This window comes from Glycomyces sp. YM15 (genome assembly GCF_016918015.1).
In the GTDB taxonomy this organism is placed as follows: domain Bacteria; phylum Actinomycetota; class Actinomycetes; order Mycobacteriales; family Micromonosporaceae; genus Glycomyces.
In genome coordinates, this window is sequence record NZ_JAERMK010000011.1 from 36,220 (window position 1) to 57,175 (window position 20,956).

The window sequence follows — 20,956 nt, forward strand, 5'->3', positions numbered from 1 at the left end:
GACGACATGCAGGCGATCAGGCAACACGAATTCGGCGGCCCGGAAGTGCTCGTGTACGAGGAGGCGGCCGACCCCGAGCCCGGTCCCGGGCAGTTGCGCATCGACAGCCGCGCCGCCGGGGTCCACCTGCTCGACACGACCTTCCGCAGCGGCGACAGGAACGGCCCGTACCCGCTCCCGGACCTGCCGATGATCCCCGGCCGCGAGACGGCCGGGATCGTCGACGCGGTCGGCGAGGGCGTCGACGGCTCGTGGATCGGCAAGCGCGTGGTCGCCCATCTCGGATTCGCTTCCGGCGGGTACGCCGAGAAGGCCGTGCGCGAAGTCGAGCACGTGCACGAGATCCCCGAGGGCGCCGGGTACGCGGAGGCGATCGCGATGATCGGCACCGGCCGGACCGCGCTCATGGTCCTGTCGATCGGCCCGGTGAGCGCCGAGGACGTGGTGATCGTCCCGGCCGCCGCCGGCGGGATCGGCACACTGCTGGTGCAGGCCGCGAAGAACGCGGGCGCCTACGTGATCGGCCTCGCGGGCGGGCCGGACAAGGTACGGCAGGTCGCCGCGAACGGGGCCGACACGGCGATCGACTACAAGGCCGAGGACTGGACCTCGGTGCTGGACGAGGCGTTGGAAGGCCGCGAGGCGACGCTGCTGTTCGACTCCGTCGGCGGCGAGACCGGGCGGGCCGCCTTCGACCGGCTCGGATTCGGCGGCCGGATGGTGGTCTTCGGATGGTCGGCCGGGAAGGCGACCGAGGCGACGGTCGAGGACATCGTGGGCCGCGGCCTCACGGTTTCGGGCGCGCTCGGACCGAAACTCCTCCAGAAACTGGGCGGTCTGCGGGCCCTCGAAGAGCGCTCGCTCGCCGCGCTCGCGGCCGGGAACCTCCGGCCCGCGGTGCACACCTTCAAGCTCTCCGAGGCGGCCGAAGCCCATCGGGCGCTGGAGAACCGGGCCACGACCGGCAAGGTGGTGCTGATCCCGTAGGAACACGGTTCCCCAGGCTGCGAGACGGCGCCGAGGATCGCACGCACGCCCGGGCTGATGATGCGGGCCGGGAGCAGGCCGGTCCTGGCGGTGATCATCGGGTACGTGCGCGGGCCTGCCGACTCCGTCGGCGCCACGCGGCCTGGGGAACCAAGTGGGACATGCGATCGGCGCCCTCCGGACACGGCTGCGCCGCCCGGCGGTTGACGCGGGCGGCGCAGCCGGTTCAGGAGACCTGCGGTTACGAGGCCCGGGCGAGTTCGGCGGTGGTCAGGTGGTTCGGCACCACCGGCACGACCTCGGCCTCGGCGTGGGCCCGCGCGAGCGGGACCGAGAGGGCGAGACCGGCCAGGGCCAGGCCGACGCCGACGAGGATCGGCGCGGTGAGGCTCAGCCCGGCCGAGAGGGCCAGACCGCCGAGCCAGGCGCCGTTCGCGTTGGCGAGGTTGAAGGCCGCGTGGTGCAGCGAGGAGGCGAGCGACGGGGCGGCGTGGGCGCCGTCGAGCAGCAGCCGCTGCATGATGGGGCCGACCAGCGAGGACGAGAGCGCCATCAGGAACACCCCGGCGATCGCCAGGACCGGGTTCGCCATCGTGAAGTACATCATCAGCATCACGGCTGCGATGGTGGTGAACGAGGCGAACAGGCCCTGGATCGGGGCGCGGTCGGCGACGTGGCCGCCGACGATGTTCCCGGCGGTGAGGCCGAGGCCGAACACCGCGAGGGTGATCGCGATGGCGACCGCGCCGAGGCCGGTGACCTCCTCGAGGATCGGCGTCAGGTACGTGTAGGCCGCGAACATGCCGCCGAAGCCGACCGCGCCGGTGATGAGCGGCAGCAGGACGCGCTTGGAGCGGATCGCCCGGATCTCGTCGGCGGCCTTGGTCGGCACGATGACCCCGCGGGTGTCGGGCACCGTGGCCCAGATCGCGGCGGCGGCGACCAGACCGAGGGCGGCCACGGCCGCGAAGATCCAGCGCCAGGAGAACTGCCCGATGAGCAGCGCGCTCGCGGGCACGCCGATGATCGTCGCCACCGTGAGGCCGGACATGATCCCCGAGATCGCGCGGGCGCGCCGCTCATAGGAGACCAGGCTCGCGCCGACCACCGCGGCCGCGCCGAAGAACGCGCCGTGCGGGAGTCCGGCGAAGAACCGGGAGGCGAGCAGGGTCCCGAAGTCGGGGGCCAGGGCGGTGACGAGGTTCGCGACCGCGAACCACGCCATCAGGGCGATGAGCAGCGGCTTGCGGGGGACGCGGGTGGTGGCGACGGTGAGCAGCGGGGCACCGAGGACGACGCCGATGGCGTAGGCCGAGACGGCGAGGCCGGCCTCGGCGAGCGAGACGCCCGAGGAGGCGGCGACCTGGGGCAGGATGCCCATGATGACGAACTCGGCGGTGCCGATGCCGAACGCACCGATTGACATGGCGAACAGGGGCATGCGCATGGGAGCAGCTCCGGGAAGGAAGTGGGGAGGGTGAGAACGCTGAGGCTGTCACCGGCTGCGTCCTTGCCTTACCGGTCGCTGTTCAAGAGCGGGAGGCGGTTGTCGCGCCTCTGGGGCCAAGCATAGATACACTCGCCGCCCGAGCAAAAGTCCTGGAGATGAAATTCCGGCGTGATGTCGATCGCCGTGGCGTTACGAACGGCGCGCGGGGGTTTCGGGAGTGACGGGCGCCAATGCGGCCATCGTCGCGAACACTTCTGCGGTGCGCGAATTCGGTTGCGGCACATAGAAGATCATCCGGAAGCAGGTGCCGGGCACCTCCAAGACCTGGCAGTCGAACTCGAGCGGCCCGTACTCCTCGTGCACCACCTGCTTGCTCTGGACGGTGCGGACGCCGACCTCGTGGTCGGCCCACAGCTCCCCGAACTCGGGGCTGGACCGCAGGAGTTCGTCCACGAGCGCCCGCAGCACGACGTCCCCGGGGTCGCGGGCGAGCGAGGCGCGCACGTCGGCCACGCATTGGCGCAGGAACCCCGCATAGCGCGAATCCGACAGGGCCGCGGCGGCATGCGGACCGGAGAAGTTCGTTCGCAGGATGTTCCGCTGCTCGGGCGCCAGCTTCGAGAGCCACCCCATCAGCCGGTCCGCGAGCGGGTTCCAGGCGAGCATGTCGTACGCCGCGTTCACCACGTACGCCGGGAAGTCGTCGAGCCCGGCCAGAAGGTTCCGGATCGTCGGCGGCACGTCGCCGCGACTCGAAGCGCTCGTGTCGGGCCGCTCGTCGGCGAGATTGAACAGGTGGGCCCGCTCGTCGTGGACGAGCATCAGCGCCCGCGCCAGCGCGCCGAGCACCTGCCGCGACGGCTTCGGCCCGCGGGCCTGTTCCAGGCGGATGTAGTACTCCACCGAGATTCCGGCCAGCTGCGCGACCTCTTGGCGCCGCAGTCCGGGCGTGCGCCGCCGCGGCCCCTCGGGCAGCCCCACGTCGCCGGGCCGGAGTCCGGCACGGCGGGTGCGGAGGAAGTCGGCGAGCTGCTGGCGGTCCATGCCCACGATCATGCCCCGGATCGCCGGCCGGAACCAGGTACGGCCGGTACCACTATAAGCGGTCCTCTTTGCAGGGCCCGCAATCGAGCGCAGGCTCGTCGACATGACCGAGAACCAGACACCCAAGACCGCTCGTAACCGGGTTGCCCTCATTACCGGCGCCAACAAGGGCATCGGATTCCACATCGCCCGCGCCCTCGGAAGCGAGGGCCACACGGTCCTCATCGGGGCCCGTTCGCCGGAGCGCGGCGAGCAGGCCGCCGCATCGCTCCGAGAGGAAGGCCTGGACGCCCGCTTCCTGCACCTCGACGTGACCGACGAAGCCCTGGTCGCGGCCGCCGCGACACGGGTCGGGGACGAGTTCGGGAAGCTCGACGTGCTCGTCAACAACGCGGGCATCGCCCTGGCGGACGGGGACTGGAACACCAGCGAGCTCACGGTCGCGACGGCCCGGAAGGTCTTCGAGACCAATGTGATCGGAGTCGTCTCGGTGACCAACGCGTTCCTGCCGCTCATCCGCAAGGCGGATGCGGGCCGGATCGTGAACGTCTCCAGCGAGGTCGGCTCCCTGGGTTTCATGACCGGCGACCACGAATTCGCGGCGATGCAGGGCGGCGCCTACGGCGCTTCGAAATCGGCGCTGAACATGCTGACCGTGTCCTGGTCCAAGGAGCTGGCGCCCACCGGCGTCAAGATCAACGCGATGACCCCGGGCTACACCGCGACCGATCTGAACGGCAACCGGGGCTGGCGAAAGCCCGAGGACGCCGCGCGGGCCGCGGTGAAGCTGGCGCTGCTCCCTGAGGACGGCCCCAACGGCGGCTTCTTCCAGGAGGGCAACGAGTACTTCGCGACCGAAGTGGTGCCCTGGTAGAGAACCGGTCCGGCCTGGCGGAATCCGGCTTGCCCCGCAGGCGGGCCGGGTTTAGGCTCCCGCCATGGCCGGACCCGTCATCGCCCCTGCCGAGCCGGCCGACGCCGGCGAGATCCTGACCCTCTCGCGCGCCGCCTATGTCAGCGAAGCGCAGCTCTACGACGACCCGTTCCTCCCGCCGCTGGTCGAGACGCTGGAGGAGGTCGCGGCGCAGATCGATGCCGCCTGTGTCCTGAAAGCGGTCTTGAACGGCCGCATCGTGGGCGCGGGACGCGCACGACAGGAAGGCGACGCTCTGCATCTGGGCCGGATCGCGGTGGCCCCGGATCTGCAGGGCCGGGGCATCGGCTCGCGGCTGATCGCGGCCCTCGAAGGCCTTGCGGCCGAAGGCACTGCGCACTTCGCGCTGTTCACGGGCGCGAAGAGCGAACCGAACCTGCGCCTCTACCGGCGCCTGGGATACACCGAGTCCCACCGCGGACCGGGCAGGCCCGGCGTCGAGCTCGTGCACCTTCGCAAACCCAGACCAGCCGGGTAGGTGGAGACGCAGCCTCTTGGCTTGACCTCTCACAAGTAAGAGCAGATGACTCTTGGCATCGTCTCAGGCTCACCAGAGGAGATTGACCTCGCTGAGGAGCGCTTCCTGCTTCAACACCCGTTGTCCCGGAGGCGAATGCTCCCAAGGTCTTACACAGGCTTCGTCAGCTGAGGGATCGGATTGCTCCGGAGGTGCATTCCGGCCCTGTTCCTCAGCCAACACCGCCAGCCCGGCGGCAAGAATGTTCTTCGCACCGTTCAGATCCCGATCATGCCGGGTGCCGCAGCTTGGGCAGGTCCACTTCCGGACATCCAACGGAAGTTCAGCGAGCACATGCCCGCATTCGAGGTTCGAGCAGCGTTTGCTCGTCGGAAGTTGGCACGCTTCTCCCAGAAGTTCACGAAGAACCGGTGCTGATGCCGCAGGGCCTGCTCGAGCGGCACGCTCGACACCTCATTGAGGAGCTCGAAGTCCTTCTGGCGCTCGATGTTCGCCAAGAACCTGGAGGCAGCGAGGATCCTCTTCTCCTGCCAGAGTTCCTTGCGCCAGTTGAGGACTTAGTTCCAGACGCGCACGCAACCCAAGCTGCGGCTCAGAACTTGCTCATGCTCTGCAGTTGGGTACAAACGGACACGAAAACTTCGACGCATGTCTCAAGAGTAAAGACAGACACCAACAAGACAGAAGGACATGAATGGCGTTTCGAGGTTGAAATACGACATAACTTTTGAACGGAATCCGGGCATGAGAAAAGGCCCCGCCATTCGCGGGGCCTTCGCTCTGTAGGGCAGGCAGGACTTGAACCCGCGACCCAGGGATTATGAGTCCCCTGCTCTAACCAGCTGAGCTACTGCCCCAGGCGCCGAACATCTTCTCACACCTCGTGGCCGGGCGGTGTCCGGAGGGGAACTCGGGGGCCCGGGACGGTCGAGCGGGAATGTCGCAGGGATGTCATCGGACCCGAATACGGCCGCAACGGACGTAGGGCACAACCGGTCGCAACGACGGTGACCGCCGATAACATCTGAGCCACAACGGCAACGGTTTGATAACGAGACCTGCAGTTGTTACTCACGTCTCCATAAGATCCGAGTCACTCCCGTCGTTTCGTGTTTCTCGAACAATCCACGATGCGCGGGTTCCGAAGCCCAAACCTCCCGAGGGGGCCCATTGAGACGTGCAGTGTTGTTGCTGTCGGCTGCGTTCGCCGGCCTGTTGTTGGGGTTGGGGGTGAACAGCAGCGCCTTCGCCCAGGACGCCTTCGGCGTCCGCGGCACCCTGGAGAACCAGCAGGACGAACCGGTCGCGGGGGTCTCGATCACCGTGTCCGACGCCTCCGGCACCGAGATCGCGACGGTCGAGAGCGCCGAGGACGGCACCTGGGCCGTACCGCTCGACGCCGGCGGGGACTACGTCGTCACCCTCGACGAGTCCACCCTCCCCGACGGTCTGGTCGTGCGCAACGGCAGGCCGGAGCTCGAAGTCCACATCAGCTCCGACAGGACCGTGCTGTTCCCGCTCGACACGCAGGTCGTCGGCGGCGCGGGCCCCGGCGGGGACGAACCCTCCACTTCCGGCGGCGACGCCACCGGCGACCCCGACGGCGAGTCGAGCGACGACGGCGCCGAGAACGGCGAGAACCTCGGCGAGATCGAGGACGAGGGCGGTGCCACCCGCGCCGCCAGCCTGCTCGTGTCGGGTCTCCACTTCGGGCTCATGATCGCCCTGGCGGCCGTCGGCCTCTCGATGGTGTTCGGCACCACCGGACTCACCAACTTCGCCCACGGCGACCTCGTCACCTTCGGCGGGGTCATGGCCCTCCTGTTCAACATCTCCCTCGGCGTCCCGGTGTGGGTCGCGGCGATCGCGGCCGTCCTCCTCGGCGCCGCCTTCGGCTGGGTCCAGGACTGGGGCCTGTGGTCGCGGCTGTTCAAACGCGGCACCGGCCTCGTCTCGATGATGATCATCTCGATCGGCGTGGCCCTGCTCATCCGCTTCGCGACGCTCTTCTTCGTCGGCGGCGAACGCCAGCGCTACGACGAGTACGTGGGCCAGAAGCCCTGGGACTTCGGCTGGCTCGTCATCGCCCCCAAGGAGGTCGCGACCGGCCTGATCGCGCTCGCCGTGTGCGTCGCCGTCGGCCTCGCCCTCGTCTTCACCCGCCTCGGCAAGGCCACCAGGGCCGTCGCCGACAACCCCTCGCTCGCGGCCTCCACCGGCATCAACGTGACGCAGGTCGTGCGCCTGGTGTGGACCATCGGCGGCGCGCTCGCGGCCATGTCGGGCGTGTTCCTCTCGATCAGCGACGGCGTCAAGTTCGACATGGGCCAGCACCTGCTCCTCATGGTGTTCGCCGCCGTCGTCCTCGGCGGGCTCGGCACCGCGTTCGGCGCGTTCGTCGGCGCGATGCTCATCGGCGTGTTCGTGCAGCTGTCGACCCTCGTGATCGCGCCCGAGCTGAAGTACGTCGGCGCGCTCGCCGTCCTCATCATCATCATGCTCACCCGGCCGCAGGGCATCCTCGGCCGCCGCGAGAGAATCGGCTAGGAGAGCGAAATGGATTGGCACTTCGTCCTCAGCCAGGCCCTCACGCAGGCCATCGGGCCGACGATGCTCGTGTACGCGCTCGGCGCCATCGGCCTCAACCTCCAGTTCGGCTACACGGGCCTGCTCAACTTCGGGCAGGCCGCGTTCGCCGCGGTCGGGGCCTACGGCCTCGCCCTCTCGGTGGCGACCTTCGGGCTGCCGTTCTGGTGGGGCATCGTCGTCGGCCTGGGCGCCGCGGTCGTTCTGGCCCTGCTCATGGGCATACCGACCCTGCGCCTGCGCGCCGACTACCTCGCGATCGTCACGATCGCCGCAGCCGAGATCGTACGGCGGCTCTTCCGGGCCACCGTCTGGGCGGAGCACACCGGCGGCTCCGACGGCATGCGCGAGTTCTCGGACCCCTTCTTCAACCTGAACCCGTTCCCCAAGGACGCGTCCTGGACGTTCGCGTTCGTCTCCATGGACGGCGGACGCCTCACCGTCGACTTCGGACTGTTCGACCTCCAGTACTCGAACCGGGACCTGTGGGTCATGACCGTCGGCTGGGCGCTCATCGCCGTCTTCCTGGTGATCATCGGCCTGCTCGTGCACAGCCCGTGGGGCCGCGTCCTCAAGGGCATCCGCGAGGACGAGGAGGCCGTGCGGAGCCTGGGCAAGAACGTGTTCGCGTACAAGATGCAGGCGCTGGCCATCGGCGGTCTCATCGGCGCGGTCGCCGGGTTCGTCTACGCGCTGGCCCGCGCCAACGTGCAGCCCGACACGTTCTCGACCGACTTCACGTTCTACTTCTACATCGTCCTGATCCTCGGCGGCGCGGCCCGGCTCTTCGGGCCCGTGCTCGGGGCGGCGCTGTTCTGGTTCCTGTACAACATCCTCGCGCAGGGCCTGAGCGAGGCGATCAACTCGGGGCTGATCTCGCCCGAGGTCATGAACCAGACGCAGGTGGGGCCGCTGGTGTTCTTCCTGCTGGGCCTCGGCATGGTCCTGCTGCTGATCTTCCGGCCGCAGGGCATCCTCGGCAACCGAAGGGAGCTGATGCTCGATGTCCGATGAAGCGCAGCCGGAGACCGAGCCGGCCGAGCCGGTGGGCGACGCCAGGGCGGGTATCACCGCGGCACGCGCGTCCCTCGCGGGCGTGGGCACCGAACCCGGTGTGCCCAAACAGGATCCGATCCTCAAGGCCAGCGGCGTGCGCCGCGCCTTCGGCGGCCTCGTCGCCGTCGACGTGCAGCACCTGGAGGTCCAGCGGGGCACCATCACCGCGCTCATCGGACCGAACGGCGCGGGCAAGACCACGTTCTTCAATCTGCTCACCGGCTTCGACCGGCCGAGCCGGGGCGAGTGGGTGTTCGACGGCCGCCGCGCCGACCGGATGCGCTCCTACCAGGTGGCGCGGGCGGGCATGGTCCGCACGTTCCAGCTGACGAAGGCGCTCACCCGCATGACCGTCATGGACAACATGCTCATCGGCGCCGCGAACCAGGTCGGCGAGCGGTTCTGGGCCGGGCTGATCCCTCCCATGTGGAAGGCCCAGGAGGCCGCGAACCGCGCCAAGGCCATGGAACTGCTCGAGCGGTTCAAGCTCATCGACAAGCGCGAGGACTACGCCGGGGAGCTCTCCGGCGGCCAGCGCAAACTCCTCGAGATGGCCCGGGCGCTCATGCTCAATCCGAAGATGGTCATGCTCGACGAGCCGATGGCCGGGGTGAACCCGGCGTTGAAGCAGTCGTTGCTGGAGCACATCAAGGACCTGCGCGAGGAAGGGATGACGGTCCTGTTCGTGGAGCACGACATGGACATGGTGCACGAGATCGCGGACTGGGTGGCCGTGATGGCCGCCGGGCAGTTGATCACCGAGGGCACGCCGGACCAGATCTCGGCGGACCGGCGGGTCATCGACGCGTACCTGGGCGCCCACCACGACGCGGCTCAGCACTAGGAGACGACATGAGCGACAACGAGACTGCGGTCGGCATCGGGCCGACGGGCGTGCCCCTGGAGGCCGTCCCGGAGTCGGACACGGAAGTGTGCTCCCGTGAGGGGCACTTGGCAGCCTCGCAGGAGGCGCTGCTGCGCGCCGACGAGGTGACGGCCGGCTACCTGCCGGGCGTGTCGATCCTCAACGGCACGGACCTGTACGCCAACGAGGGCGAGCTGGTGGGCATCATCGGCCCGAACGGGGCCGGGAAGTCGACGCTGCTGAAGGCGATGTTCGGGCTGGTGGGGGTCACTGCCGGCAAGGTGACCCTGCGAGGCGAGGACATCACGAACCGGAGGGCGCACCAGTTGGTGCCGCTCGGGGTCGGTTTCGTGCCGCAGACGAACAACGTGTTCGCGACGCTCACGGTCGAGGAGAACCTCGAGATGGGGGTGTTCTTGCGGCCCAAGGCGTTCAGGGCGCGGTTCGACTTCGTGACGGACCTGTTCCCGATCCTGGGCGAGCGGCGCGCGCAGCGGGCCGGTTCGCTCTCGGGCGGCGAGCGGCAGATGGTGGCGATGGGCCGGGCGCTCATGATGGAGCCGACGGTGCTGCTGCTGGACGAGCCGTCGGCGGGGCTGTCCCCGGCGATGCAGGACGAGGTCTTCTTCAACACCAAGCAGATCAACCAGACCGGTGTCACGGTGGTCATGGTCGAGCAGAACGCCCGGCGGTGCCTCCAGATCTGCGACCGGGGCTACGTGCTGGACCAGGGCCGCAGCGCCTACACCGGTCCGGGCGAGAGCCTCATCGACGATCCGAAGGTGGTCGAGCTGTACCTGGGCACGCTGGGCCGTGCGCGCTGACGGCTCGCAAGCTCACCGGTACTGCTCGCTAGAACACGGATAAGGCGATGCCCCCGGGGTCCTGTGGTCCCCGGGGGCATCGCCTTTGTGCGTGGGAAGCGGCGCCCTAGCCTTCGAGGTCGCCGAAGCGGTACTCGAGGTTCACGAACGTGTTGTCGGCCTGGTACTGGAAGATGCCGATGGTCGCGGCGGTGACGTCGCCTTCAGGCGAGAACTCGATGGGGCCGGAGTAGCCGTCGTAGTCGATGTCCTCGCCGTCCGCCAGGAGCTCGGCGCATTCGGTGAAGCCGTTGCACTTGGTGCCCTCGCGGCTGACGTCGACCAGGTTGTCCTTGATGGTCTCGGAGTCGACCTTGCCGCCCTGGATCGCGGCGAGGGCCGCGAGCACGGTGGCGTCGTAGGACTCGGGGCCGTACGTGAAGTCGACGAGCTCCGGGTCCACTTCGAGGAGGCGTTCCTGGATGCCGGCGGTGTCGGCGCCCGGGTAGGTGCCCTTGGCGCCCTCCATGAAGCCGGCGGGGAACTGGTCGCCGTAGTTGGAGAGGTTGCCGTCGACGAGGTACCAGCCGAGGTCCTGCGCGCTCATGTTCTCTTCGGCGAGGGCCGGGGCCAGGTTGACGATCTCGTTGAAGGTGATGAGGACGACCGCGTCGGCGCCGGAGTCGGCGACCTTGCCGACCTCGGCCGAGAACTCGGTCGCGGACGGGTCGTACACGATCTTGTCGATGACCGTGCCGCCGAACTCGGTGAAGTTCGCCTCCACGGCGTCGGCGAGGCCGGTGCCGTAGGAGTCCTGGAGCGCCAGGATGATGATGTCCTTGTGGCCGTCGGCGATGATCGTGTCGGCCAGGACGCGGCCCTGGAGGACGTCCGAAGGCGCGGTGCGGAAGTAGTAGTCGCCGTTCGCGTACGTCGTGAACTCGGGCGACGTGTTCGCCGGCGAGATCTGGACGATGCCCTCCTGGTAGAGCTTGTCGATGAAGCTGAGCGACACGCTGGAGGAGGCGGCGCCGATGACGGTGTGGACGCCCTGGCGGACGAGCGCGTCGGCGGACTGGCTCGCGATCTCCGAAGTGGTGTCGCCCGAGTCCTGGTGGATGACGGTGGCGTCGCAGCCGAGCACGCCGCCGGACTCGTTGATCTCCTGGATGGCGAGGTCGACACCGGCGAACTCGGGCGGGCCGAGGAATGCGAGCGAGCCGGTCTGCGGCAGGATCGTGCCGATCTTCAAGCCGTCGCTCTCGCAGTCAGTGCCGGTGCCGCCTGATCCGGAGTCTTCGCCGCACGCGGTGAGCGAGAGCGCTGTGATACCCACTGTGGCGGCTGCCAGCAGTGCCCGGGGGAAGCGAGACATGGTTGCTCCTAGTTTTCTGTTCGAGAGGATCACAGGGGAGATTGGAGGTCTGCGTGATCCGAGTTACACACTATGGCAGTGACCGGGGTGATGGCACAGGTCGTGACCACACCCGATCCTGTTTGTGATGAGCCCGTGACCTTCTCGAACAGGTATTGCAATCGCGCTTCGGCCGTGTTGCCGCCCAGAGTCGCCCGCAACCGCCGATTCCCGGCGCTCCCCCGCGAGGGGGAGCGCGGACGCCCCTGCGAGGGGAGCGAAGTCGCCCTCGCGCGGGAGGGAACGGGCCCTCGAAACCGCGAATCTGGAGGCATGACAACGACTACGCCGCTGCAGCGGCCCACCCGGCTCACGCGGACGACCGTGCTCGCCGCCTTCCTCTGGTCGCTCCTGGCCCTCCCGATCGGGCTCTGGCAGCTCCTCGACCCCGAGCACGGCCCCTACTCGCACGACCTCTTCGAACCCACGATCCCCCTCCCCGCCGCGGTCCCGGACTGGATCGCGCCCGCCGCGCTCATCGCCGCAGGGCTCCTCGGGCTGCTCATCGCCAGGGCCAGAACGCGGCTGTGGCCGCTCACCGCGCTCTACGCGGCGGTCTTCGGGCTGCTGCTCACCACCACCACCTTCATCTCGTTCGCCGGGTACCTGGTCGCCTTCCTGCTCCCGATCGCGGCCGTCGTGGTCCCGATCCTCCTGGCGCGCGGCACGCTCGCACGAGTCCTCACCGCCGCCGCGATCGCAGCGGTCCTCGCCGGCCTCGGCGTCACCGGAGTCGTCGACTACGCCGCCGTGGGCGGTTTCGCGGCGGAACTCGGGCGCGTCGTCGCGGAGATGAGCGGCTACCTCTTCGCACAGGCCTGGACCGTCACGGGCGCCGCGATCTGGACCGCGCTGACGCTCCAGCTGCTCGTGCTGCGCCGCGACGGCGAGCCCGCCCCCCGCTGGCTCGCCCCCGACAGCGCCGCGAAATGGGGCCGGGTCGCGGCCTGGACCGCCTTCGCGTGCGCGCTGCCCTACGGCCTGGTCCGGATGACCTGGCTGACGCCGTGGGCCTACATGGGCGGCCCGCTCGGCGACGAGCTCGACCCGGCCACCCGGATCTGGGGCCTGCTCCTGGGCTTCGCCGCGCTCGGCGGCGGCATTCTGTGCCTGGGCCTGACCCAGCGGTGGGGCGAACGCTGGCCGTTCTGGATGTTCGCGGTCAAGGGCCGGCCGGTGCCGCCGATGATCGCGATCGTCCCCGGGGCGATCATGGCCGCGGTGTTCACGTTCATGGCGGTACCCATGATCGCCTTGGGCCTGCGCCATGGCGCCTACGACATCGTCTGGTCGTTCCCGTTCTGGCTCTGGGGGCCCGCTCTCGGCGCGGCGACGCTGGCCTACGCGATCCGGCGGGGGCGGGTCGGGGCCGGAGTGGTCCGATAGCGGCTTGACCGACGCCAGGACTCGGCCTAAGGTCGAGTCCTGCAACATGTTCCACATTTCACTGCAAACTCTTGCAAAGGAAGCAATCACATGCTCGACATCCTGGTCGTCGGCGGCGTCGGCGTCGACACCATCGTGCGCGTCCCCGAGATCGCGATCGGCGAGGGCGACTCGCTCGGCGTGGAACCGATCTACGACTACGTGGCGCACACCGGCAACGGGGTCGCGCTCGGCTGCCTCCACCTCGGGCTCGCCACCCGCTTCATCGACTACATCGGCGACGACGAGCAGGGACGCCTCGTCCTCCGCCACTACGAGGAGCACGGCCTCGACTTCCGCCACCTCATCTCCCCCGACGGCACCTCGCGCTCGGTGAACCTCGTCGACGCGGGCGGGCGCCGGTTCTCCTTCTACGACTACCGCCACGACCGCGACCTGCGGATGCCCGCCGAGTTCTTCGGGCCGCACGTGGCCGAGACCCGCCACGTGCACGTCTCGATCCCGAACCACACCAGGACGGTGTTGACCGCCGTTCCCGAGGGCGTGACGGTCTCGACCGACCTGCACGGATGGGACGGCGAGGCCGAGCACCAGAAAGCCTTCGCCCAGCGCGCGGACCTGGTCACCATGTCGGCCGCGAGGCTCGGCGGGAACCCCGAGAAGGCGATGCGCTGGGTCCTCGACAACGGCCGCGCCTCGGTCGTGATCGCGACGGACGGCGAGCACGGCGGGTACGTACTGGAGCGCGGCGGGTCCCTCGAGCACTACGACGCGATCGACCCGGTGCGCGAACTCGGGTGGAGCGACTGGGCGCCCGTGGACTCGAACGGCGCGGGCGACGCGTTCGTCTCGGGGATGCTCTGGGCGCGGGCGCAGGGCGGCGACCTCGCCATGGCGCTCGACGCGGGCCGCGTCGCGGGCGCGTACGCGTGCCGCACGAAGGGCACGAGCACCGCCCTCATCTCGGCCGAGCAGATGACTGCAAGCCTTGCGGCGCTGAGGAAGTAGCGAACACGGCCCCGGCTCCGCGCCGGGGCCGTGCGCTACTGCGCGGGTTTGTTGGCCGTCATGGCCTTCGCGCGGGCGATCACGTCGTCGAACGGCGAGGGGTCGGTCGGGGCCGGGGGCATCACGTCGCGCCGCTCGGGCTGGACCACGAGCATGAACAGGCCGCCGACCAAGGCCGCGACGACGGGCGCGCCGAGACCGATCTCGGCGGCCGGCCACACGCCGGTGGCAGCGCCCGTGGCGATGAGGAACGCGGCCCAGACCGGCACGGCCCAGCCCCCGGCCAGCACGAGCAGGTCGCGGCGGCGGCGCAGTTCGGGCCGGACGAGCCAGACCAGGAAGTCCAGCCACGCGCCCGAGAGCAGGAAGATCCAGACGTACCCGCCGTAGGCGAAACCGGTGTAGGCGCCGACCATGACCGCCGGATAGGCGAACGCGACGGTGAAGAACCCGAGCGGCAGGCGGAACCTGCCGGTCATGGAGACCGCCAGCGCGAGCACGAGCACCGTGGTGAACACGATGCCCGCCACCGGGAAGCCGTCGTAGACGTTCGGGCCCTCCAGGGCCGCCGCCACCGCGTGCGGCGAGTTCGCGTGGGGCACCAGGTAGGCGAGGAAGAGCACCAGCGCGGTCGTGATGTACCCGAGGGAGAGCGCGGGGGCGGCCATGCGGGCTTCGAGCGGGATCGGCTCCGGTTCGGCGGCGAGCGCGACGCGCCGCCAGGCCGAGAGCAGGGGCGCGGCGACGACGAGGACGCCGCCCGCGGCGAGGGTGAGGTGCGACGGGCTGAAGAGGATCGCGAGGTTCGACTCGACGCCGAGCACCTCGTGCCAGATCATGTCGGCGATGCCGGAGAGGACGAACAGCGGCACGCCGATCACGGCGGGGCCGTATCCGTGCGGGACCGCGGCCATGCCGGTGCGGCCCTCGGCGCGGTGGGCGCGGACGAAGATCCAGGCGATCCAGGCGGCGGTGGCGAAGAAGCCGGTGTAGAACGTCAGGTGCCACCAGGTGAAGAACGATTCGGCCCAGCCTTGGGCGTGGGCGTTGACGTCGAGGATGAGGCCGCCGAAGAACCAAGCGGAGAAGGCCGCTGTGGTGAGGTCCTGCCACCAGGTGGCGTAGGCGCGGGGCTGCCGGGAGTCGGTCAAGAGGTGCATCTTGTACTCCAGCAATCGGTCCAGGGGTGTGATGGCCATGACCTCATCATGGCCTACCCGCACCTCCCGCGCAATTCCCGCTTTCGCGGCCGGTCCGTTCTTTGAGGACGGTGTGTGCGCGGTTCGCTACGCGCCGGGGCGCTTCACGGTGAGCACCTTGGTGACGGAGCCGTCGTCCTCGGGCTTGTCGCGCACGTGCTCGAAGCCGAGTTTCGCCATGACCGCGAGCGAGCCGGTGTTCTGGTCGGCGACGGTGGCGTGCACCTCGGAGAGCCCGAGGGCGGTGAAGCCGTAGTCGATGATCGCTCGGGCCAGTTCGGTGCCGAGGCCGCGGCCCCAGGCGCGGTGGGCGAGGGCGTAGATGAGCTCGTGGCCGCCGGACTCCTCGGTGGGTTTGATCTCGGCGTGGCCGATGAGGTCGCCGTTCTCGCGCACCGCCCACACGTCGAACTTGTCGACGTCGTAGACGTGCGTGAAGACGCGGTGGAACAGCGCCCGGGTGGCCTCCTCGGGCTCGGGCCCGTCGCCCATCCACTGCGAGACGCGGGGGTCGCCGAAGAGCGCGACGAAGTCCTCTTCGTCCGTTGGAACGTACGGTTCGAGGACGAGGCGCGCGGTGCGCAGTACGGGTGTCACGGCCGGGACGCTACCGCAGTCCCGGCCGGCGGCGAAACGGATTTAAGGCCAAGTGAAGCGGACGAGGTAGAGCTTGGGCCAGTGCTTGCCGGTGAGGTAGAAGGTGCCGTCCTCCTCGCCCGCGGCGATGCCGTTGAGGACGTCGGCGCCGGCCGATTCCTCCTCGGGGAGGAGCCCGGTGGCGTCGACACGGGCTTCTACGGCGCCGGTCTCGGGGTCGATCGCCAGGATGTCATCGGTCTGCCAGATGTTCGCCCACACGAGCCCGTGGCTGCATTCGAGCTCGTTGATCGAGAAGACCGGATCGCCGCCGATGTCTTCGACGGCGACCGTTCCGGTCGCTTCGAAGGTGGCCGGATCGCGGAACGTCAACCGGTCGGATCCGTCGCTCATGACGAGCCGTTCGCCGTCGTAGCAGATCCCCCAGCCTTCGCCGTCGTACTCGACGGTCTCGACGATGTCCAGGGTCTCGAGGTCGCGTCTGTAGGCGCGGTGCTCCTGCCAGGTGATCTGCCAGATCGCATCGTCGGTGAGGGTGAGGCCTTCGGCGAAGTCCTCTACGGGGAGATCTTGGGAGGCCAGCACGTCACCGGTGGCGGGGTCGACGATGCGCACGTCCGACTCGCCGTAGAGCCCGGCGCTCTCGTAGAAGACGGTGCCGTACTCGGGGTGCTCGCCGAGCTCCAGGCCCTGGGTGAACGCATCGGGATCATGGTCGTGGGTCTCGAGGACTTCGATCGTGCCCTGCAGGTTCGAGTCCTGGTCTGGGATCGCCCAGCGCTCCGCCCCCTCGGCCGCGGCGTCGCCGGTGCCGCATCCGGCGAGGGCGAGCAGTCCGGTCGCGCCGAAGGCCAGGCCGCGCCGCGCCGCGCGTTTCTCATCGAACACTGATCTCATCTCCAGCCGGTTCGTGGGTGCTGGTTCGTACCGTACTGGTCGAGACAAACGAGGACAAGTACTCGAACCGATCCAAGAAATTGAAATCCATCAATCTTTCTTGCGCCACCGGGTCACGTTCGCGGACACCGTCACTTCGATCTTCTCGGGCAGCGCGGCCACGGCCGCGGCGAGCTCGGCGGCGTCGAGGTGGCGGGCGCTCGGGCCCATGCCGACGAGCCGCAGCACCTCGTCATGTCCCAAACCGATCGAATACCGGATGTCGTCGGTCCGCTCGGCTTCGAAGAGGGCGCCGAGTTGATCGGCGGTCCGCTGCGGTTTCGCGGGGTCGACGCTCAGCATGTCCAAGGCGTCGACGAGTTCGCGCAGGTGGTCCTGCCGGGGGGTGAGGACCACGAGTGCTCCTCGTGGGTGGAGCACGCGCGCGATCTCGTCGGCGTTGCGGGGGGCGAAGACGTTGAGGACCGCGGCGGCCGCGCCGTCGCGTACGGGCAGTCGCTGCCACGCGTCGGCGAGCACCGCGGCGGGACGCCGCTGCGGTGCGGCGGCTCGCCGCGGGTCGCGCTCCGGAATGGCGCGCTTGGCGCAGCGCCGCAGCGCGTACTTCGAGGTGTCGAGGCCGATGCCCTCGCGCGTGTCGTCGACCGCCAGCGCGGCGGCGAGGTAATGCCCTGTGCCGCAACCCGGTTCGATGATCACGCCGGGCGCGTCGGTGAGGGAGGCGTTCGCGACGGCCGCCATGAGCGGGTCGTAGACGCCGGAGTCGAGGAAGTCCTCGCGGGCGGCGACCTGCTCGGCGGTGTCGCCGGTCGTCGCGTTCGATCCGGGCGCGAGCAGCGGGGCGTAGCCCTGCTTGGCGAGGTCGAAGGAGTGGCCGTTCGGGCAGGACAGGCGCCGTTCGGCCTGGGCGAGCGGCTCCCCGCAGTTCGGGCAGGCCAGCGCGTCGAGGGCGGGCAGGGTCACTGGGCTGTCTGTCAAGGTGCCGCTTTCGGGTCGAGGAGCCGGACGAAGGCCCTGAACGCAGCGGGCATGTCGAACGACTCGGGCTCATGGAGCCACTGGAACTGCAGACCGTCCATGATCGCGATGACGAGCGGCGCGGCCTCCTCCGGGGTGAGCCCGGACGGGAGCCGGTCACCCCATTCCTGGCGGAGGGTGGCGGCGAGGGCCACGCGGACGCGGCGGTAGCGGAGCCGGAAGTACTCGGCGGCGGGGTGGTCCTCGGTGACGGATTCGCCGAGGAGCGCGGAGAAGGTGCGGACGATCGCCTCGCGGTGCGCGTTCGCTTCCACCACGCCCATGGTGGCGGCCATGGTCATCGGTTCGGCGGTGGTGTCGCGGCCGCCGGTGTCGGTGCGTTCGCGGAACTGGATCACGCCGATGAGCAGGGCTTCTTTGCTCGGGAAGTAATGGAGGAGCCCCTGCTGGGTGAGGCCGACCTTCTCGGCGACGGCGGCGAGGCTGGCGCCGCGGTAGCCGCGTTCGGCGATGACCTCGATGGCGGCCCGCACGATCTCGTCGCGGCGGGCCTGGCCGCGGGCGCTGTGCTGCGTGCTCGTCATGGGCGTCTCGAATCTGCGGGGGGGCGGGTGCTCCGAGCATAGAGGGTAACAGTTGAGACACGGAATCTACCGATCACTCGGTAAGCGTGCAAAGATTTCCATGCCCCCGGGATCAACGAGGAACACTGAGAGGATGGCGTCATGAGCGACTGGAGCGTTCCGGCCGACAGGCCCGAGTACGACGCGGCCGTCGAAGCGGCCTTGGCGAAGATGGACCTGGAGACGAAGGCCGACCTGCTGGCCGGGCTCGACATGTGGCGGACGATCGCCGTGCCCGAGGCGGGCCTGCGGTCGATGACCGTCTCCGACGGCCCGATCGGGGTGCGCGGCCGCTTCTGGACCGCCGCGGACCCGTCGCTCGCGCTGCCGAGCCCTACCGCGCAGGCCGCCTCGTGGAACCCGGAACTGGTGCGCCGCATCGGGAACCTGCTCGCGGCCGAATCCCGCCGCAAGAACGTGGACGTGCTGCTCGCGCCCACCATCAACCTGCACCGGTCGCCGCTGGGCGGTCGCCACTTCGAGGCGTTCAGCGAGGACCCGTACCTGACCGGGCGCATCGCCCAGGCGTACGTGGCCGGGGTCCAGGAGTGCGGCGTCGGGACGACGATGAAGCACTACGTGGGCAACGACGCCGAGACCGACCGGTTCACGGTGGACAACATCATCGGCGAGCGGACGCTTCGTGAGCTCTACCTGCGGCCCTTCGAGATGGTCACGGCCGCCGTGCACCCGTGGGGCGTCATGACCGCCTACAACTCTGTCAACGGCCACACCATGACCGCGCACAAGGAGCTCATGGCGGTCCTGCGCCGGGAGTTCGGATTCGACGGCTTCAACGTCTCCGACTGGGGCGCCGCGCGCCACGCCGTCGAGGGCATCGAGGCCGGGCTCGACCTCGCCATGCCAGGGCCGTTCACCGTGTACGGCGAGCACCTCGTCGCGGCCGTCCGCGAAGGCCGCACCAGCGAGACGCATGTCGACGACGCGGTGCGCCGCATGCTCAAGCTCGCCGCCCGCGTCGGCGCCCTCGAAGGCGTCCGGGCAGCGGTGGACGAACGCATCGAAGCCGTCGCCGACCCCGAGGCGCTGCTGCGCGAGATCGCCCAGCGCTCCTTCGTGCTCGCGCAGAACAACGCCCCCGAAGGCGGCCACAACCCGGTCCTGCCGCTTCAGGCCGACGCGATCCGGTACCTGGCGCTCATCGGCCCGGCCGCGGCCGAGGCCCGCATCCTCGGCGGGGGCTCCGCCACCGTGTTCCCGTCCGAGGTGGTCTCCCCGCTCGACGGCCTCCGCGAGGCTCTCGGCGACCGCGTCCACTACGCGCAGGGCGTGGACCTGTTCGAGCAGATCCAGCCCGCCGGGCGGGGCTTCGACCTCAACGTGCGGCCGGTGCGGACCGACGGCGGCGAACTGCCCGCCGAGCCGCTCGCGAACGGCGACGTCAAATGGATGGGCTACCTGCCGGGCGACCTCCCGCAAGAGGAGTTCGACCACGCCGTCCTCGACGGCGTCTTCACCGTCGCCGAGACGGGCGAGCACGTGTTCGGCACCAGGGGCTTCGGGCACCACAGGCTCGTCATCGACGGCGACGTGGTCTTCGACGCCGACCAGTTCTACGAGACCGACGACCCGTTCGAGGCGTTCTTCGGGCCCGGCGTCGAACGCGTGACCCTGCATCTCGAAGCGGGTCAGCGGATCCCGGTCAGGCTCGAATTCACGCCGTTCTCGTTCCCGCCCGGCTTCCCGCCCTCGGTCCTGTTCGGGCTCATGCACACCGGACCCCGCCCGAACGAGGACCGGCTCATCGCCGAGGCCGTCGACGCGGCCCGCGCCGCCGACGTCGCCGTCGTCGTGGTCTCCACGACCGCGCTCACCGAATCCGAGGGCTTCGACCGGCGCGACCTGCGCCTGCCGGGACGCCAGGACGAACTCGTCGCGGCCGTCGCCGAGGCCAACCCGCACACGGTCGTCGTCGTCAACACCGGCTCCCCGGTCGAGATGCCCTGGGCCGACGACGTCGCCGCGATACTCCTCACCTGGTTCCCCGGCCAGGAGGGCGGGCACGCGCTCGCCGACGTCCTGCTCGGCGCCGAACCGGGCGGGCGCCTCACCACGACGTGGCCGCGCCGCCTCGAAGACGCCCCCGTCGTCCAGGTCGTGCCGCGCGACGGCGAACTCCACTACGACGAGGGCGTCTTCATCGGCTACCGGGCCTGGGAGCAGCGCGACGGGTACGAGCCCGCGTACTGGTTCGGCCACGGCCTCTCCTACACCGCATGGGAATACGAGGGCCTGGTCGTCGACGGCGGCGAAGCGAGGATCCGGGTCCGCAACGCCGGCGAGGTGACCGGCCGCGAGGTCGTCCAGGTCTACCTCGCCTCTGAGTCCGGTCTCAACATCGAAGGCGGCATCGAGACCCACCGCCTGGCGGGCTTCGCCGCCATCGAGGCGGCCCCTGGCGAGACCGTCGAGGTCACGATCCCGCTCGAGGAGCGCTCGTTCCAGTTCTGGAGCGAGGCGGACCACGCCTGGCGGACCGTGCCGGGCGCTTGGACCGTGGCCGCGGGCCGCAGCGTCGCCGACCTGCGACTGAAAACCCAGGTCAAAAAGCACTAGAAAAGCGCGGCGGGGGGGGCCCGAGTACCCCCCGCCCCCCCGGGGGCGGGAAAGGATTGAGAAACCCGGGGGCG

The 20,956-nt window shown here is 69.6% G+C and carries 20 protein-coding genes, 1 tRNA gene and 1 pseudogene; 10 read left to right on the plus strand and 12 right to left on the minus strand.

Translation table 11 applies throughout. The features are described from left to right. The first annotated feature begins 6 nt into the window (after positions 1–6). Positions 7–987 carry a zinc-binding dehydrogenase gene (locus JHY01_RS13525; protein ID WP_205326180.1) on the plus strand — a complete coding sequence of 327 codons (981 nt, stop codon included), beginning with the start codon at positions 7–9 and terminating at the stop codon, positions 985–987. 241 nt (positions 988–1,228) lie between these two features. On the opposite strand, the gene JHY01_RS13530 is transcribed toward JHY01_RS13525, so the two are convergent. Both JHY01_RS13530 and JHY01_RS13535 read right to left on the minus strand, forming a co-directional pair. Next, positions 1,229–2,413, minus strand: coding sequence for an MFS transporter (locus JHY01_RS13530; RefSeq protein ID WP_205326181.1), 1,185 nt, complete (start codon positions 2,411–2,413; stop codon positions 1,229–1,231). Between the two features lie 213 nt (positions 2,414–2,626). After that, positions 2,627–3,481 (minus strand): helix-turn-helix transcriptional regulator, encoded by an 855-nt coding sequence (locus JHY01_RS13535; RefSeq protein WP_205326182.1) that lies wholly within the window; start codon positions 3,479–3,481, stop codon positions 2,627–2,629. 103 nt (positions 3,482–3,584) lie between these two features. On the opposite strand from JHY01_RS13535, the gene JHY01_RS13540 reads away from it, so the two are divergent. Both JHY01_RS13540 and JHY01_RS13545 read left to right on the plus strand, forming a co-directional pair. Then, complete coding sequence (locus tag JHY01_RS13540; RefSeq protein ID WP_205326183.1) at positions 3,585–4,355, plus strand: SDR family oxidoreductase; 771 nt, start codon at positions 3,585–3,587, stop codon at positions 4,353–4,355. Positions 4,356–4,419: 64 nt separating this feature from the next. Further along, a complete protein-coding gene (locus JHY01_RS13545; protein WP_205326184.1) occupies positions 4,420–4,893 on the plus strand; it encodes a GNAT family N-acetyltransferase in 474 nt (157 codons plus the stop codon). Positions 4,894–4,962: 69 nt separating this feature from the next. Here JHY01_RS13545 and JHY01_RS13550 read toward each other — a convergent pair. From JHY01_RS13550 to JHY01_RS13565, 4 genes and pseudogenes are all read right to left on the minus strand, one after another. Next, positions 4,963–5,265, minus strand: a pseudogene (locus tag JHY01_RS13550) (zinc ribbon domain-containing protein); the annotation flags it as partial. After that, a complete protein-coding gene (locus JHY01_RS13555) occupies positions 5,151–5,390 on the minus strand; it encodes a hypothetical protein (RefSeq protein ID WP_205326328.1) in 240 nt (79 codons plus the stop codon). The pseudogene JHY01_RS13550 and the gene JHY01_RS13555, both read right to left, overlap by 115 nt. 60 nt (positions 5,391–5,450) lie before the next feature. Next, a complete protein-coding gene (locus JHY01_RS28135; protein ID WP_205326186.1) occupies positions 5,451–5,543 on the minus strand; it encodes a helix-turn-helix domain-containing protein in 93 nt (30 codons plus the stop codon). Positions 5,544–5,676: 133 nt separating this feature from the next. Beyond that, positions 5,677–5,750 (minus strand) — tRNA-Ile (locus tag JHY01_RS13565). 373 nt (positions 5,751–6,123) lie between these two features. Between JHY01_RS13565 and JHY01_RS27360 the strand changes: the two genes are divergently transcribed. The 4 genes from JHY01_RS27360 to JHY01_RS13585 are packed head-to-tail and all read left to right on the plus strand — an operon-like array spanning position 6,124 to position 10,224. After that, positions 6,124–7,440, plus strand: a complete 1,317-nt coding sequence (locus tag JHY01_RS27360) for a branched-chain amino acid ABC transporter permease (protein WP_205326187.1) — start codon at positions 6,124–6,126, stop codon at positions 7,438–7,440. 9 nt (positions 7,441–7,449) lie between these two features. Then, positions 7,450–8,493 carry a branched-chain amino acid ABC transporter permease gene (locus JHY01_RS13575; RefSeq protein ID WP_205326188.1) on the plus strand — a complete coding sequence of 348 codons (1,044 nt, stop codon included), beginning with the start codon at positions 7,450–7,452 and terminating at the stop codon, positions 8,491–8,493. Beyond that, positions 8,483–9,379, plus strand: a complete 897-nt coding sequence (locus JHY01_RS13580) for an ABC transporter ATP-binding protein (RefSeq protein WP_205326318.1) — start codon at positions 8,483–8,485, stop codon at positions 9,377–9,379. The genes JHY01_RS13575 and JHY01_RS13580 overlap by 11 nt, the downstream gene beginning before the upstream one ends. An 8-nt stretch (positions 9,380–9,387) precedes the next feature. After that, a complete protein-coding gene (locus JHY01_RS13585) occupies positions 9,388–10,224 on the plus strand; it encodes an ABC transporter ATP-binding protein (protein WP_205326189.1) in 837 nt (278 codons plus the stop codon). A gap of 106 nt (positions 10,225–10,330) precedes the next feature. On the opposite strand, the gene JHY01_RS13590 is transcribed toward JHY01_RS13585, so the two are convergent. Beyond that, positions 10,331–11,578, minus strand: a complete 1,248-nt coding sequence (locus JHY01_RS13590) for an ABC transporter substrate-binding protein (RefSeq protein WP_205326190.1) — start codon at positions 11,576–11,578, stop codon at positions 10,331–10,333. Positions 11,579–11,890: 312 nt separating this feature from the next. Here JHY01_RS13590 and JHY01_RS13595 point away from each other — a divergent pair, with 312 nt between their 5' ends. Both JHY01_RS13595 and JHY01_RS13600 read left to right on the plus strand, forming a co-directional pair. Next, a complete protein-coding gene (locus JHY01_RS13595; RefSeq protein ID WP_205326191.1) occupies positions 11,891–13,003 on the plus strand; it encodes a hypothetical protein in 1,113 nt (370 codons plus the stop codon). A gap of 90 nt (positions 13,004–13,093) precedes the next feature. Next, positions 13,094–14,011, plus strand: a complete 918-nt coding sequence (locus tag JHY01_RS13600; RefSeq protein ID WP_205326192.1) for a carbohydrate kinase family protein — start codon at positions 13,094–13,096, stop codon at positions 14,009–14,011. Between the two features lie 35 nt (positions 14,012–14,046). Here the strand turns inward: JHY01_RS13600 and JHY01_RS13605 are convergent, their stop codons facing one another. The 5 genes from JHY01_RS13605 to JHY01_RS13625 form a co-directional block, all read right to left on the minus strand. Further along, on the minus strand, positions 14,047–15,210 hold the full coding sequence (locus tag JHY01_RS13605) for a hypothetical protein (RefSeq protein WP_205326193.1): 1,164 nt from the start codon (positions 15,208–15,210) through the stop codon (positions 14,047–14,049). A gap of 87 nt (positions 15,211–15,297) precedes the next feature. Further along, positions 15,298–15,807, minus strand: coding sequence for a GNAT family N-acetyltransferase (locus JHY01_RS13610; protein WP_205326194.1), 510 nt, complete (start codon positions 15,805–15,807; stop codon positions 15,298–15,300). A gap of 42 nt (positions 15,808–15,849) precedes the next feature. Beyond that, on the minus strand, positions 15,850–16,695 hold the full coding sequence (locus JHY01_RS13615) for a glutaminyl-peptide cyclotransferase (protein WP_205326195.1): 846 nt from the start codon (positions 16,693–16,695) through the stop codon (positions 15,850–15,852). A gap of 99 nt (positions 16,696–16,794) precedes the next feature. Next, positions 16,795–17,667 (minus strand): putative RNA methyltransferase, encoded by an 873-nt coding sequence (locus tag JHY01_RS13620; RefSeq protein ID WP_374199532.1) that lies wholly within the window; start codon positions 17,665–17,667, stop codon positions 16,795–16,797. Positions 17,668–17,678: 11 nt separating this feature from the next. Next, entirely contained in the window at positions 17,679–18,266 is a 588-nt protein-coding gene (locus tag JHY01_RS13625; protein WP_205326197.1) for a TetR/AcrR family transcriptional regulator, read from the minus strand. A 141-nt stretch (positions 18,267–18,407) separates the two neighbouring features. Between JHY01_RS13625 and JHY01_RS13630 the strand changes: the two genes are divergently transcribed. Next, complete coding sequence (locus JHY01_RS13630; protein WP_205326198.1) at positions 18,408–20,882, plus strand: glycoside hydrolase family 3 protein; 2,475 nt, start codon at positions 18,408–18,410, stop codon at positions 20,880–20,882. Positions 20,883–20,956 lie beyond the last annotated feature (74 nt).

Excerpts from the sequence above, each read along its gene's own strand:
- JHY01_RS13525 (WP_205326180.1), top strand. The coding sequence starts at position 7 with ATGCAGGCGATCAGGCAACACGAATTCGGCGGCCCGGAAGTGCTCGTG.
- JHY01_RS13530 (WP_205326181.1), bottom strand. The coding sequence starts at position 2,413 with ATGTCAATCGGTGCGTTCGGCATCGGCACCGCCGAGTTCGTCATCATG.
- JHY01_RS13535 (WP_205326182.1), bottom strand. The coding sequence starts at position 3,481 with ATGGACCGCCAGCAGCTCGCCGACTTCCTCCGCACCCGCCGTGCCGGA.
- JHY01_RS13540 (WP_205326183.1), top strand. The coding sequence starts at position 3,585 with ATGACCGAGAACCAGACACCCAAGACCGCTCGTAACCGGGTTGCCCTC.
- JHY01_RS13545 (WP_205326184.1), top strand. The coding sequence starts at position 4,420 with ATGGCCGGACCCGTCATCGCCCCTGCCGAGCCGGCCGACGCCGGCGAG.
- JHY01_RS28135 (WP_205326186.1), bottom strand. The coding sequence starts at position 5,543 with ATGCGTCGAAGTTTTCGTGTCCGTTTGTACCCAACTGCAGAGCATGAG.
- JHY01_RS13575 (WP_205326188.1), top strand. The coding sequence starts at position 7,450 with ATGGATTGGCACTTCGTCCTCAGCCAGGCCCTCACGCAGGCCATCGGG.
- JHY01_RS13580 (WP_205326318.1), top strand. The coding sequence starts at position 8,483 with ATGTCCGATGAAGCGCAGCCGGAGACCGAGCCGGCCGAGCCGGTGGGC.
- JHY01_RS13585 (WP_205326189.1), top strand. The coding sequence starts at position 9,388 with ATGAGCGACAACGAGACTGCGGTCGGCATCGGGCCGACGGGCGTGCCC.
- JHY01_RS13590 (WP_205326190.1), bottom strand. The coding sequence starts at position 11,578 with ATGTCTCGCTTCCCCCGGGCACTGCTGGCAGCCGCCACAGTGGGTATC.
- JHY01_RS13595 (WP_205326191.1), top strand. The coding sequence starts at position 11,891 with ATGACAACGACTACGCCGCTGCAGCGGCCCACCCGGCTCACGCGGACG.
- JHY01_RS13600 (WP_205326192.1), top strand. The coding sequence starts at position 13,094 with ATGCTCGACATCCTGGTCGTCGGCGGCGTCGGCGTCGACACCATCGTG.
- JHY01_RS13605 (WP_205326193.1), bottom strand. The coding sequence starts at position 15,210 with ATGGCCATCACACCCCTGGACCGATTGCTGGAGTACAAGATGCACCTC.
- JHY01_RS13625 (WP_205326197.1), bottom strand. The coding sequence starts at position 18,266 with ATGACGAGCACGCAGCACAGCGCCCGCGGCCAGGCCCGCCGCGACGAG.
- JHY01_RS13630 (WP_205326198.1), top strand. The coding sequence starts at position 18,408 with ATGAGCGACTGGAGCGTTCCGGCCGACAGGCCCGAGTACGACGCGGCC.